The organism is Carboxylicivirga linearis (assembly GCF_018271995.1).
In the GTDB taxonomy this organism is placed as follows: domain Bacteria; phylum Bacteroidota; class Bacteroidia; order Bacteroidales; family Marinilabiliaceae; genus Carboxylicivirga; species Carboxylicivirga linearis.
In genome coordinates this window covers 339,176-352,543 of sequence record NZ_JAGUCO010000004.1, presented here as the reverse complement: position 1 = coordinate 352,543, position 13,368 = coordinate 339,176, and the positions used below count along the sequence as shown (strand labels likewise).

The window sequence follows — 13,368 nt, the reverse complement described above, 5'->3', positions numbered from 1 at the left end:
CTTCTTACCATACAAGATGATTCCTTTTCTGACTACTTTTAGACAAACAGAGTAAAGGTTAAAGTTCCAATACCAGTTTATGGGCTATAACTACTCTGTAACCGTCAGTAGTTAATCAATTATACTAATTGCTTGGTTTATTGATATAAAGTCGTTTTTAAATAATTATAAGTGTTTAACCAATTTAAACGCATATAAACGACTTGTATTCAATAAAGCTCCTTAAAACTAAACATAATTGGCGTATAACTATAAATTATCTCTTAGAAATTTTTAACAATGGGGCTAATTGTTTGATTGTATTATGGGGTACATTAATTATACTTTCAGTGTATAAAACATCTAATAGTTAGGTTAATTTTTAATTCCACAACCGTGGAACGTTTGCTGAATTATACATTTTTGTTGACACGTTTGTGTAGTAGTTTCCTAACGATTGGGGGCGAACTCCACGATCGTGTCATTAAAAAAAAATCTTCAAGATTGAACTCCACGTTCGTGTCGTAAAAACTGTGCTGCTCATTTTGCATTCCACGTTGGTGTCGTTCATTCTAAATTGTCAGCTTTTATTTCCACGCTCGTGGAGAAGGTTTCTGGTGGCTTTTTTATCTGAATACTAGTGTCGTACACACTAAATAGTTATTATTTGTATAATATAAATATTCATTAAAGTTGGTTGTTATAATTATTTACATTAAATTATGTTCCAATAACTTTTTACAAACTTAAAAACCTAAGTGATGATCGTACAAATTGTATATTCCTATTTTAGTCTTTCTCGATTGGTTGATCTGGCTAATAAAATAACCGGGTTATTAAACAACAAGTTTCCTGATAATGCTATGCTTACTACCGTTTTATCGGCCATTGAGGCAAATGTAAAAGTTGCTTTACAATCGGTAGGTAGCACCCAAAAGCAAAATCTTACAGAAGCAATTAAGGATGCTGATCTGCTCAGAGACAATTGTTTTATTTCGTTGAAAGATCATGTAAGGGCTGGTTTGCGACGAAATAATACTAAATATAATAGTGCTTGCCAAGCCTTATGGTCGGTATTTATAAAGAATGGCACAAAACTTTATGATATGTCTAATGATGAGCAAACAGCTGCTACCAAAAGTTTGCTCACGGATTTAAACACAACTGACAATCAGCCCCATTTCAAAACCATTCATGCAGTGGAGTGGTTGAACGAACTACAAATGGCTAACGATCAGTTTATAGAACTATCGAAACAGCGCAGTGCGGCCCGCTCAACAGATACCACTATACCGGATGACGAAGCCTTTAAACAATTGCGACAGTCGGTAGATCTGCTCGAAAATGTTTTAAATACCCTGTATATGATGAACGATCCGGAAGGAATACAGGAGGCAGTAAATGAAATTAATCAGTATATAACAGAGGCAAATACCTCGGCTCGTCAGAGTAAATAAAATACGTCTTTTTTACTCATATTTTCTAAAATTTAGTTGAGCACCTCAAACGTGGGGTGCTTTTTTATTTTACTCCATTTATATTCATTCACTGGGTGAAGTTTTATAGCAACCAAAAACAATTTATCACCTGTCTTGTTTGTAATAGCTAAACACAACCAATGAGAAAGATGTCATTAATAGCCTTCTTCATGCTTTGTATTTCAGTTATACATGCCGAAGAATGGGTTACCGATTTTAACGAAGCCAAACAATTGGCGGCCAGCGAGCATAAAAATATTCTGATGTTGTTTCAGGGTTCCGACTGGTGTTCGGTGTGTATGCGCTTAGATAAAGAGATTTTGTCGACCGACGAGTTTCTGAAAAAAGCCAAAGAGCAATATGTATTGCTAAAAGTTGATTTTCCTCGCCGAAAAGCGAACGCCTTACCTAAGGAACAGCAAGAGAAGAATAATCGCCTTTTTGAAAAGTATAATCAAAAAGGTTATTTCCCTCTGGTTGTTATTCTTGATGAAAAAGGAGATGTGTTGGGTGAAACCGGTTATAAAAAGATGTCGCCAGACGAGTATTTTAATCATTTAACGGCTTTAAAACAGTAGGTTTTGAAGAAAACAGGTCTGCCAACTTTTATGCTGTTGTTCATCTCTTTTATGAGTCAATCGCAACAGGTTTATCAGCGAGAATTGTTATTGATGGGATGTGATTTTGGTATAACAGTGGTGGCTGATGAACAAAAAGAAGCCGATGTATATATTCAAAAAGCAATTGATGAGATAACCAGGATAGAAAAGCTTATTTCATCGTGGGATGTAGCTTCTCAAACGTCGCTTGTAAATAAAAATGCGGGTTTGAAACCCGTTAAAGTGCATCCTTTATTATTTGAACTCATACAGCATTCGCTAGCTATTTCAAAATTAACCGATGGGGCTTTTGATATCACCTTTGCTTCGCTCGACCCGGTTTGGAAGTTCGACGGCAGTATGAAAAGAATGCCTGCAAAAGAAGAAATTAGTGCTTCGGTATCAAATATTGGTTTTCAGAATATACAGCTTAACGATAAAGATACTACTGTATTTTTATTGAAAAAGGGTATGAAAATTGGGTTTGGTGCCATTGGTAAAGGCTTTGCTGCCGATAAAGCCAAGCACTTATTAATGCAACTGGGTGTTACAGGAGGTATTATTAATGCTTCGGGCGATTTAAATGTTTGGGGCACTAAATCCAATGGAATGGATTGGACGGTAGCCATAACCAATCCGCTAAAGAAACAAAAGGCATTTGCTCATCTCCCAATTCATAATGGTGCTGTAGCAACATCGGGTAACTACGAAAAGTTTGTTACTATCGATGGTAAAAAGTATTCACATATTATCAATCCTAAAACCGGATATCCTTCTGAAGGATTGGTTAGTGTGACAGTATTTTCGCCAAAAGCTGAATTATGCGATGCTTTGGCAACAGCTATTTTTGTGATGGGCAAAGAAGTAGGTATTGATCGTATTAATCAGTTGCCCAAAACAGAGTGTATTCTTATTGATGAAGAAGGTAATGTGTTTACTTCCGATAATATTAAATTAGAATTGCAATGAAAAAGAAAATGGTAATAATTGCGTTGACTTCCCTGTTAATGTACAGTTGCGTAGCCGTTAAGGAATATGAAAAAGTAAAATTGAATGATCCTGATATGGCATTAAGTACTCGTTCGGGAGATCGTTACGAATCTACTTTTCATTCGTATCGCGAAGCGGCTTCTGGAGCTAACGGAGGAAAAACTGGTGGAGGATGTGGTTGTAATTAATAGAAACAATTGGGATGAAAAGAATAAGTAGATACCAAATATTTTGTTCTGTTGTAGGTGTTTTAGCCTTTACAGGGGCAAGAGCTCAGAATAGAAAGGAAGAAAGAAATGATGGAGAGTATAAAAAACGTGTGCTCGAAAGGACTGAAGTTGATTTCTTAACCAGCATATATAATCAGGATGGGGAAAATGCTGCTGTAAGCGGCGGTAAAGGGACCGAGCAATTAACCGATGGTGCTGCAGCTATTGTGGTAAGTGTGCCTTTAAATGATGATGATGTGCTTACTATTGATGCCAGTGTTTCGGCTTACACCTCAGCTTCGTCAAGTAATATTAATCCGTTTGACGGAGAACAGCCTGCTGATCCTTTTCGGGCTTCTTCAGGAGCTTCAAAGAGCGATGTGTGGTCAAATTTTACGGGTACTTATAGTCATTCATCCGACGATCGTAATTCTATATGGAGCTCTCATTTTTCTGTTTCATCAGAGTTCGATTATTTTTCGTTGGGTTTTGGTGGAGGATACACCCGTTTGCTGAATGAGAAAAATACTGAATTACATGCTAAACTGTCCGTTCATTTAGATAGCTGGAGTTTATTATATCCGTATGAACTACGTCCGTTTGGTGAAGGAGGAGAGGGGCTTGATGATCCGTTCTTTAGCCTGCATAATATTACCGGTAATCCAGATTATGCTCCGGTCTTTAGTGAGCATTCTTCCAAAAAACGTAACTCTTATGCTTTAGGCCTGTCTGTCTCACAAATTTTTACTTCAAATTTTCAAGGTATTTTCCTGTTTGATTTAATTCAGCAAAATGGCTTATTGTCAACACCTTTTCAGAGGGTTTATTTTGCCGATACTGAGGCGTCATTTATCGATCAGTTTCAATTGGCTGATGATGTTGAACAATTACCCGATGCCCGTTTAAAAATAGCATTGGGTACACGCCTGCATTATTATCTTAACGAAATAGTGGTGGCGAGAGCTTTTTACCGATATTACTTTGATGAGTGGGGTGTTTTATCGCATACTGCTAATGTTGAGTTGCCAGTTAAAATTAGTCAACGTTTTACATTGTATCCTTCGTATCGATACTATTACCAGTCGGCTGCCGACTATTTCAAACCATTTGAGCAGCATTTATCCACAGATCAATACTATACTTCCGATTACGATTTGTCGGAATTTACAGCCAATCAACTCGGTTTTGGAATAAGCTATTCCGATATTTTTACCGAATCACATATCTGGCGTTTAGGTATTAAATCCATCGATCTGAAGTATAATTACTACGAACGAAATTCAGGATTTCATGCTAATTTAATTTCGGCCGGTATTAAGTTGGTGGTGGATTAAGGGGTAGACTAAAATTGATAGCCTGTTCTTAAATAAAGATAGTTTTTGTCTGGTTGCTTTTAAAGAATAAGAATACTACAACTGACTAAATACTTCAACATCAGTAATAACATCTATTCCCAATAACCCGGTGGCGAATGTGTAGGTGATATGGTTGTTGCGTAAAAACGGAGTATAATCAAAAAACATTCTTACTCCGGGGGAGTTTTTGTATTGCTCGTTGGATAGTTGAATGGTAAAAAAAACCTTATCGTCAGCGTATTGGTCATAGGTGTACCGATACGTTTCGGTATAAGGGGCATGGGTTGATACACGGTTCATCAGAAAAAATAAGCTGATGAGTGTTGGAGCCACCACTATGCGTATTAAATATCTGTAATAGCGCGATTGAACAGCGAAGGAAGCACCAACTGCCAATAATAATAAAACACTGTAAACAAGAGCAATGGTTTGCAGGGGCAGAAGGGTGTTGAGTACCACTTTAAAAAACACAAGGATGTTGAAGATGGTAAAGAACATCAACCGAAATATTTTAGAGCGAATGGTGGATGCCTGCCAGCCAAAAATCGAGAGCAGAAATTCTTTGTTAAAGGTTCGTATCAGAAATTTAATCCAGAACGGAGCCGTTGGAATAATAAAAATTAATCCAAACAGCAATGCTTTTAGTCCATGCTTTGAATAAGCAATAATGGGAACCCCGAAAATAAACAGCATTAAAAAAACGGTGCCTATAAAGTCAACAATTGAGTTGACGGCTTCCGTTGTTCGGTATAAATCCGATTTCAGATAAGCTTCGTATTTCATCCGGGCATGCTGCCGTGCTCTTTCGCGTGCTTTCTGTCGGTTGAAATCGTTCCATGTTTTCCAGAACTCATCCATGGTAGCCGACTGCTCTGCTTTATCCCGGATGGCCTTTTTATGGTTATGCAGCTGCTCAAAATACTCAAAGGCTTCGTTTATCAGAATGAATTGATCGTGAGCATTATCTTCCTTATTAATGTCGGGATGATATTGCTTGGCTTTGCTACGATAGGCTTTTTTAATTTGCTCCATCGAAGCATTTCGGGTTATGCCTAGTATTTTGTAGTAATCATTCATTTAAAAACAGTCCGAAGTCCGAAGCCTGAGGTCCGCATGAGTAATACTGTGGACAGCACTCTTCACACTCTTTAAAATAATCCGTGAATTTGAGCATCCACCTTATCGATGATCATACTCAAATCAGACTTGTTTTTAATAAAGTCAATTTCATTGGCATCAATAATCAAAAGTTTGCCATTGGTGTATCCCTGAATCCAGGCTTCGTAGCGTTCGTTTAATCGTTTCAGATAATCTAAACGGATATTGTTTTCGTAGCTGCGGCCGCGCATTTGTATTTGATTCACCAGTGTTGGAATGGAAGCTCTCAGGTATATTAACAGATCCGGCGCCTGCACAAAGCTGTTCATCAATTCAAAAAGAGAAAAATAGTTTTCGTAATCCCTACGACTCATCAAACCCATATCGTGCAGGTTGGGCGCAAAAATATAGGCATCTTCGTATATGGTACGATCCTGAATAACTGTTTTGCCGGCTGCACGGAATTGCTGCACCGATGAAAAACGACTTTTTAAGAAATAAACCTGCAGGTTAAACGACCAGCGAGGCATGTCTTCGTAAAAATCAGCCAGGTACGGATTCTCATCTACATCTTCGTAGTGGGGTTCCCAACCATAATGACGTGCCAACAATTCGGTTAATGATGTTTTTCCCGATCCAATATTTCCTGCAACTGCAATATGCATATCCTTCTCTTATTTTTTATTTATCTTCAATAGTTCCTCAATGTACTCGCGGTTATTAGCCAGTCGAGGAACCTTATTTTGTCCACCCAATTTGTTTTTGCTTCTCAGCCAATCCATAAATAAATGCTCGCGGGCTACTTCTACATGAGGCATTTCCAGGGTCATGTTTTTATAGCGCTTGGCCTCGTAATCGCTATTCGCTTTCTTCAATCCATCGTCCAGCAATTGTTTGAATTTTTCCAGATCTTCCGGATGTTTCTCAAATTCAATAAGCCACTGATGGGCTCCCTTCGATTCTTTCCCCATAAAAATAGGAGCTGCGGTATATTCTTTAATAACAGCTCCTGTTTGCTCACAGGCTTCGTTCAATGCTTTATCGGCATTTTCAATCATCAGCTCTTCGCCAAAAGCATTGATAAAATGTTTGGTTCTGCCGGTAATTACTATTCGGTGAGGGAAAGTAGTTTCAAACTTAACCGTATCGCCAATTAAGTAACGCCAAATACCACCGTTGGTTGTAATTACCAGCGCATAATCTTTACCTGTTTCCACTTGTTCGATGGTAAGTGCTTTAGGATGAGGTTTACCCAATTCTGATAAAGGAACAAATTCGTAGAAAATGCCATAGTCAAGCATTAACAACATCGACTGAATGGTTAAATCATCCTGAATAGCAAAGAAACCTTCTGATGCATTATAGGTTTCGAGATAATTCATCTTATCTGATGGAATTAACTCTTTATATTGATTTCGATATGGCGTAAAATTAATTCCTCCGTGAATAAATAACTCCAGGTTAGGCCAGATATCCAGCAGGTTATTTTTACCACTTTTCTTTAACAGATGCTTTATCAATACCAGAAACCAGCTGGGAACTCCTGCCAGTGATGTTACATTCTCGACAAGTGTTGTTTCTGTGATTTTTTCCAGTTTAGCTTCCCATTCATCCATTAAGGCTATAGATTGGTCGGGAGTTCGCATAAAGTGAGTCCAAAAAGGAAGGTTCTCTATTAAAATGGCCGATAAATCACCGTAATAGCTGTCGTTACTAAAGTTATTAATCTGATGGCTGCCTCCTAAAGTCAGGCATTTGCCACTAAACATATCCGATTCGGGCCTATTCTCGATATAAAGAGCCAACACATCTTTACCTCCTCTGAAATGACAATCTTCCAACGATTCTTTCGAAACCGGAATAAATTTGCTTTTTGATGAGGTAGTTCCCGACGATTTGGCAAACCATTTGATCTCACCTGGCCATAGAAGGTTTTTTTCACCCTTCTTCATTCTTTCCACATAAGGCTTTAAACCTTCGTAATCCGAAACAGGAATTCGCTCTGCAAAGGTTTCATAGTTTTTAATACTTGCAAAGTCGTGCAATTTACCCAAATAGGTGTCTTTGGCAGATTTGATAATACGATGAAGCTGTTCGTTCTGAACTTGGCCCGGATTGCTTTTAAAGCTATCTATCTGCGACAATCGTCGCGTATTGACAAGGGATATGAGAGAATTCAGTATTGGCATATATAAATATCAAAGTGATTAAAGATACGTAAAAAAGCACTTTTCCAAAGTGAATTTTTAGATAGAACATCATTGAGCTTACTATGTTCGTATTTATGGCATTGAGAAACAGTAATATTTACCCTAGTTGAAAATGAATTTTAAGTAGTTTTTTAACAATTGCTACTTGTAATAGATTTTCTACCTTTATGGCGAAGATTGTTTATATGAATTACTTTGATATTGTTGTTGGACTTATTCTTGCTTTTGCCTTGTTTAAAGGGTTTAAGAACGGATTAATAATTGAACTGGCTTCGTTGGCAGCTTTGGTTTTAGGTTTGCTGGGAGCCATTAAATTCAGCGATATTACAGCTCATTTCTTATCGCAATACATCCAGTCAGATTACATAGGCTTAATTGCTTTTATTGCCACTTTTATTCTTATTGTTATTGGCGTTCATTTGGTGGCAAAGGTGGTTGATAAATTGGTTTCAGCTATTGCATTAGGCCCTGTGAATAGAATTTTAGGGGCTTTGTTCAGCTTGCTTAAGTATGCTTTTATTTTAAGTGTATTGGTTGCCGTTATCAATGGTTTCGATCGTGATTCGAAGCTGCTTTCCAATGAAATGAAAGAAAAGTCTTTTTTATACAGTCCCATCTCTTCTATTGCACCCATGGTATTTCCTTATTTACACTTCGATACTGTAAAAGAGAAATTTGAGGATGCAACAGATGGAATTGATGTTTAGAACATAAACTGTTTCTTAATTCAATTGCGATTTATGAATGCCGTTTAGTGCGATATTAATCTTTTGTAGTAACTCTTCTTTTTGAATGGGTTTACCAATGATATCGTTAAAACCGGATGAGATTAATGTGCTTAGTTTTTTCTGATCAAATTCGGTAGATTGAGCAATAAACGGAATGCTAATTTTCATTTTTCGAATACTTTGAATAAACTCCTCGGCATTTAATCCGGGCATATTAGTATCCATCAAAACCAAATCAATATCGTTTCGCTTCAGAAGTAATTCCCTGGCCGAATTAGGTGTTCGAGCTGAAATAAGCGTAATTTTTGTTTGTTCCAGATTTTTGCGCATTTGAAGTTGAGCAGTACTGGTGGCATCAACCAATAATACTATTTTATCGGGCCAGCTGATGTTAAGCGGAATATCTATGTCAACTTTCTTTTCTGGCTTTGGAATCTTTTTAACAACAGGTTCTGATTTTTGAACGCCAATAGGTAGACAAAATGAAAATTCAGATCCTTTGTTTTTCTCCGATGATAACTCCAATTGACTGTTCATGGCTTCTATCAGTCTTTTAGAGATGGATAATCCCAGACCAGTTCCTCCATAATATTTTGATGTATCTTCTTCTTCCTGTCGGAAAGGATCAAAAATAATAGCCTGTTTCTCAGGGCTAATTCCTATGCCTGTATCACGTACATAAAACCTAAGTTGATTATCTTCTTTTTCATACCCCATTTCAATAAATCCTTTAGAGGTAAATTTAAAAGCATTTCCTATGAGATTAATAAATACCTGGTTTAACCTCTTAAGGTCACACGGTACAAGGTATTGTTCACTATTCTCAGGTAGGTGAAGATAAAACTTCAAATGTTTTTTTGAATCCGGATCCATTCTTTTTTCATAAATGGTAAATAGTTTCTTCAGAAACTCATCAGGATTGGATTCTTGTATGTGAATACTCAGCTCACCACTTTCAATCTTAGCTAAATCAACAATGTCGTTTATAAGCGACATTAGATTTTCTGAGCTGGTATTAATAATTTGAATGTACTCTTGTTTCTCTTCGTCACTAATAAATTCTTCATTTAAAAGATTGGTAAAACCTACAATGGCATTTAATGGTGTACGAATCTCATGACTCATATTAGCCAAAAAGGCTGACTTAAGATTATCGGCACTTTCTGCTTTTTCTTTGGCAATAATTAATTCCTGCTCGGCACGCTTACGAAGGGTAAAGTTTCTTCCCACCATTAACAATGATGATAAGTTATTTTGCTCATCTGTTTCAGGTGTTATGGTCCAGTCGAAAGCGTACATCTGTCCTTTATTGACAAATTCCAGTTCGATAGGGGTAATTGTTTTTGAAATCAAAACATCACCAATGGCATTGTTTAAGCCACTTACAAAAGAATGAGGCAGGGTCTCCAGTTCGGTAATTTTCTTACCAATGCAATTTTCCAATTGTAAAGAGAAATCCTTTAAGAAGGCAGCATTACAAAATGATAATGTTCCTTTACGGTCGATTCGGATAATATGATCCGGTGAATTTTCAGTTAGTGCTCGGAATTTATGCTCACTCTGTTTCAGCTCTTCTTCTTTTCTTTTTCGCCTCGAGATATTATGTAACGAGAAGTAGGCATGTTCAATACCTTTTAACTGAATACTGGTAGCATAGATTTCGGCATGTATAACTTCGTTGTTTTTATCAAGAAGCTGAACATCACCTATGTAGTCGTTTCCACACATTATTTCGTTCATAGCCTCCTTAAAGCGCGTATGATAAATATGAGAAGGGAAGATCTGCTCTAATTCAATATTTGCCAGTTCATCAAATTCATACCCAAGCATCTTTAGACCTGAAGCGTTCGCAAAAACTAAATCATTATCAGTGTTAAAAATGAAAATACCATCAATGGTTGATTCAATGATTTTCTGATTTTGAATTTCACTCTCCTGAAGGTTCTTTTGGGCTTCTTTAATGATTGAAATATCTTCAGAGATTAGCAAATAGCACATGTCTTTATTGTTGTCGGGCATTTGCTTGCCGATAATTCTCAATTCTACCGGATCTCCAATTTTATCGCGTAAGGTAACCTCAAAAGTTCCTATTCCTCCTTCATCTATTTCCTTGTAAAAGGCATTTATCTTCTCGGTATTCTCTTCATTTTGATAATAAAAATCAGAAAGCGGACTGCCAATTAATTCCTCTTTTAAATAGCCCGAAGTCTGCATGATGGCAGAATTAATGAATTCTATCTTTCTGTTTCTTACCAAAACGATTCCAACAGGTGCCGAACTCAAAAGATTTTGTAGAAAAGCCTCTTTCTTCTCTATCTCTCGGTTGATGGTTAAAATTTCGTTGTGATTTTGCTTCAACTTCAGATTGGCATTTTCTCTTTCATAAGCTCCGGCCATCATATCTGCTACTGTTGAAAAGGCCGTTTCGTTGTGCGATTCACAAGTTTGTTGAGCAACGGTAACAATAAATCCCCAAAATGCATCTTTCGATTGAATGGGAACTGCAGTGATAATATTGTTTGGGAAATAGTTATATAAAGTGTTGGCTGTCCGATGTTGTAAAGGCGCTGTAGCGGAGCAAAATACTCCTTGTTGTTTAAAGGCTTCCATCCAGCCAGGAAGATCGTTTTTATAACTCAGCAATTGAATGGATGATTCATCCAGGTTGACAGACGTTCGGGGCTGGTAAATGTTGGTTAAGCTGCAATGTCCGTTGCCATCGCCATTTTCATACACCATTATTTGCTTCAGCTTGAAATGATTGGCGACTTTTTCTATGCTTCCATCTATTTTTTCAGTGAAGGACAGTTTTGAAACCAGCAAACGCGAGATGTCAAGTAATAGCTTTTGATCATTACTATTTTTAACAATCTGTTTTTGATTAATCTCGTTCTCGTAAGCGTTGGAAATTAACCTTGATGCCAGTTTAAGTAAATCAAATTCGTGGGCTAGCCAGTCGCGGTGATAACTACACTCGTCGAAACCTATAAAACCAAAGAAAGTGCTATTAACGTAAAGCGGAATAACCAAAATGGATTCTATGCTCTGCTCAGCTAAAAAATCATACAGTTCAGCGGGTAACTTTCTTATATCGCTAGCTTTGATGATGCCATCCTTCGTTAACATCTTTTCCCAGTGCGGAAAATCATTATAAGAAATGTCCTGAAGTGCTTCAATCTGAGGTAACACGCCATCATTACACCATTCGTAGGTGTTTCGCATTCTTTTGTTGTCGTCCCAATTTTCGAATATATAAATACGACTAACCTCAGCGAATGAGCCTAAAGCTTTAAGAACCTTGTTTATTCTATCTTCAAACGGAATTTGTGAAACTAGGACAGATGAAATATAGAGCGGTAGTTGTTCCTCTGGTTCCTTGGAACCAAAATCTTCTCCATTTTTGCGAATACCCCATATTCCTTGGTGCATTCTTGTTATCAGACGTTTAAGTCTTTTGTTTTCAGCCTCAAGGCGACTGAATTCTCTCTCTTTATCGTTTGTCATCAAACTTTGTCCCCGTTTATGCCTAATGCAATATACTAAATACTTGATATGGTGCAAAAAGACATTGTATAAATTAATGTACAAATGTAATGAAACGGGGCATGCTAATATTTCTATTGCTAAAAGAAAAAAGTAGGTTAGTGTAAAAACTTCAAATATTAGTCCTCATTTTGAATGAAAATTCGGAATCAATCTCTTATTTTTGAGAAAAATGCTTTAATGAATAGGAAGGAAGGTTTAGTTATTAAGTCGACAGGTAGTCGATACACGGTGTTGCTCGACGATTCAACCATGATGCTTTGTCGTATTAGGGGCAGAATTAGATTGGATGATATCCGGAGCACTAACCCGGTAGCCGTTGGCGATGAAGTAATCGTCGATGTTCAGGATGATGAAGGCGTTATTTCTGAAGTTAAAAGTCGAAGAAACTACATCATCCGTAAGTCAACTAACCTTTCAAAAGAATCGCAGATACTAGCCGCTAATGTTGATCAGGCTGTTTTAATTGTAACTATCAATTATCCAATCACCACGCGTGTTTTTGTCGATCGCTTTATTGCTGCTGCTGAGGCATACGGAATACCGGTTAGACTTATTTTTAATAAAATTGACCGTTACGACCTTCCTCACCAAAGAATGCTGAACGAATGGCGCGAGCTTTATGAAGGAATTGGTTATCCAACATTGGCTGTTTCAGCAAAGAAACAAGAAGATTTGGATGAAGTTAAACAATTATTAAAAGATAAAATCAGCGTATTAAACGGTCATTCAGGTGTGGGTAAATCAACCCTGATCAATCGCGTTGAACCTGGACTGAATCTAAAAACAGCTGAAATTTCAGAAATACACCAGTCGGGAAGGCATACAACCACCTTTGCCGAAATGCATCCATTGAGTTTTGGAGGGTATATAATTGACACTCCGGGTATACGTGGATTTGGATTGATTCACATCGAGAAAGAGGAATTATATCATTATTTCAAAGAAATTTTTAATGCTGCAGATGGTTGCAGGTTTAATAATTGTACGCATAGTAACGAGCCCGGATGTGCTGTAAAAGAGGCAGTAATCAATGGTGAGATAGCGCAATCGAGGTATGAGAGCTACCTAAGCATTCTTCTAAATAAGAATGAAAAATATCGTTAAGGTTTGTTTTTCCGGAACTTTATTCTATGTTTAACGTAATAAAGTGTCTAATATAGAAAATCCCAATTACTG

11 protein-coding genes are annotated in these 13,368 nt (G+C 37.2%); 7 read left to right on the top strand and 4 right to left on the bottom strand.

Annotated elements, in window-relative coordinates:
* Window positions 1-740: 740 nt before the first annotated feature.
* The 5 genes from KEM10_RS08940 (at window position 741) to KEM10_RS08920 (ending at window position 4,589) form a co-directional block, all read left to right on the top strand.
* On the top strand, window positions 741-1,436 hold the full coding sequence (locus KEM10_RS08940) for a DUF6261 family protein (RefSeq protein WP_212215644.1): 696 nt from the start codon (window positions 741-743) through the stop codon (window positions 1,434-1,436).
* A 161-nt stretch (window positions 1,437-1,597) separates the two neighbouring features.
* Window positions 1,598-2,035 carry a thioredoxin family protein gene (locus tag KEM10_RS08935; protein WP_212215643.1) on the top strand — a complete coding sequence of 146 codons (438 nt, stop codon included), beginning with the start codon at window positions 1,598-1,600 and terminating at the stop codon, window positions 2,033-2,035.
* 3 nt (window positions 2,036-2,038) lie between these two features.
* Window positions 2,039-3,025, top strand: coding sequence for an FAD:protein FMN transferase (locus tag KEM10_RS08930; RefSeq protein ID WP_212215642.1), 987 nt, complete (start codon window positions 2,039-2,041; stop codon window positions 3,023-3,025).
* A complete protein-coding gene (locus tag KEM10_RS08925) occupies window positions 3,022-3,234 on the top strand; it encodes a DUF4266 domain-containing protein (RefSeq protein ID WP_212215641.1) in 213 nt (70 codons plus the stop codon). Before KEM10_RS08930 ends, KEM10_RS08925 begins: the two co-directional genes overlap by 4 nt.
* A 14-nt stretch (window positions 3,235-3,248) precedes the next feature.
* The gene (locus KEM10_RS08920; RefSeq protein ID WP_212215640.1) at window positions 3,249-4,589 is read left to right on the top strand and encodes a DUF3570 domain-containing protein; all 1,341 of its coding nucleotides are present in this window, start codon (window positions 3,249-3,251) and stop codon (window positions 4,587-4,589) included.
* A 75-nt stretch (window positions 4,590-4,664) separates the two neighbouring features.
* Here KEM10_RS08920 and KEM10_RS08915 read toward each other — a convergent pair whose 3' ends face one another.
* From KEM10_RS08915 to KEM10_RS08905, 3 genes are all read right to left on the bottom strand, one after another.
* Window positions 4,665-5,687, bottom strand: coding sequence for a J domain-containing protein (locus KEM10_RS08915; protein WP_212215639.1), 1,023 nt, complete (start codon window positions 5,685-5,687; stop codon window positions 4,665-4,667).
* Window positions 5,688-5,758: 71 nt separating this feature from the next.
* Complete coding sequence (locus KEM10_RS08910) at window positions 5,759-6,373, bottom strand: deoxynucleoside kinase (RefSeq protein WP_212215638.1); 615 nt, start codon at window positions 6,371-6,373, stop codon at window positions 5,759-5,761.
* Between the two features lie 9 nt (window positions 6,374-6,382).
* Window positions 6,383-7,897, bottom strand: coding sequence for a GH3 auxin-responsive promoter family protein (locus KEM10_RS08905; RefSeq protein WP_212215637.1), 1,515 nt, complete (start codon window positions 7,895-7,897; stop codon window positions 6,383-6,385).
* Window positions 7,898-8,085: 188 nt separating this feature from the next.
* On the opposite strand from KEM10_RS08905, the gene KEM10_RS08900 reads away from it, so the two are divergent.
* Window positions 8,086-8,625: a CvpA family protein gene (locus KEM10_RS08900; RefSeq protein WP_212215636.1), complete on the top strand. Its 540-nt coding sequence runs from the start codon at window positions 8,086-8,088 to the stop codon at window positions 8,623-8,625.
* Between the two features lie 15 nt (window positions 8,626-8,640).
* Here the strand turns inward: KEM10_RS08900 and KEM10_RS08895 are convergent, their stop codons facing one another.
* Window positions 8,641-12,150, bottom strand: coding sequence for a PAS domain S-box protein (locus KEM10_RS08895; RefSeq protein WP_212215635.1), 3,510 nt, complete (start codon window positions 12,148-12,150; stop codon window positions 8,641-8,643).
* A gap of 219 nt (window positions 12,151-12,369) precedes the next feature.
* Here KEM10_RS08895 and rsgA point away from each other — a divergent pair, with 219 nt between their 5' ends.
* Window positions 12,370-13,296, top strand: coding sequence for a ribosome small subunit-dependent GTPase A (gene rsgA, locus KEM10_RS08890; protein WP_212215634.1), 927 nt, complete (start codon window positions 12,370-12,372; stop codon window positions 13,294-13,296).
* Window positions 13,297-13,368: the final 72 nt, after the last annotated feature.

Coding starts and splice junctions, on each gene's coding strand:
- KEM10_RS08910 (WP_212215638.1), bottom strand. CDS start 6,373: ATGCATATTGCAGTTGCAGGAAATATTGGATCGGGAAAAACATCATTA.
- KEM10_RS08920 (WP_212215640.1), top strand. CDS start 3,249: ATGAAAAGAATAAGTAGATACCAAATATTTTGTTCTGTTGTAGGTGTT.
- KEM10_RS08935 (WP_212215643.1), top strand. CDS start 1,598: ATGAGAAAGATGTCATTAATAGCCTTCTTCATGCTTTGTATTTCAGTT.
- KEM10_RS08900 (WP_212215636.1), top strand. CDS start 8,086: ATGGCGAAGATTGTTTATATGAATTACTTTGATATTGTTGTTGGACTT.
- KEM10_RS08895 (WP_212215635.1), bottom strand. CDS start 12,150: ATGACAAACGATAAAGAGAGAGAATTCAGTCGCCTTGAGGCTGAAAAC.
- rsgA (WP_212215634.1), top strand. CDS start 12,370: ATGAATAGGAAGGAAGGTTTAGTTATTAAGTCGACAGGTAGTCGATAC.
- KEM10_RS08915 (WP_212215639.1), bottom strand. CDS start 5,687: ATGAATGATTACTACAAAATACTAGGCATAACCCGAAATGCTTCGATG.
- KEM10_RS08940 (WP_212215644.1), top strand. CDS start 741: ATGATCGTACAAATTGTATATTCCTATTTTAGTCTTTCTCGATTGGTT.
- KEM10_RS08925 (WP_212215641.1), top strand. CDS start 3,022: ATGAAAAAGAAAATGGTAATAATTGCGTTGACTTCCCTGTTAATGTAC.
- KEM10_RS08905 (WP_212215637.1), bottom strand. CDS start 7,897: ATGCCAATACTGAATTCTCTCATATCCCTTGTCAATACGCGACGATTG.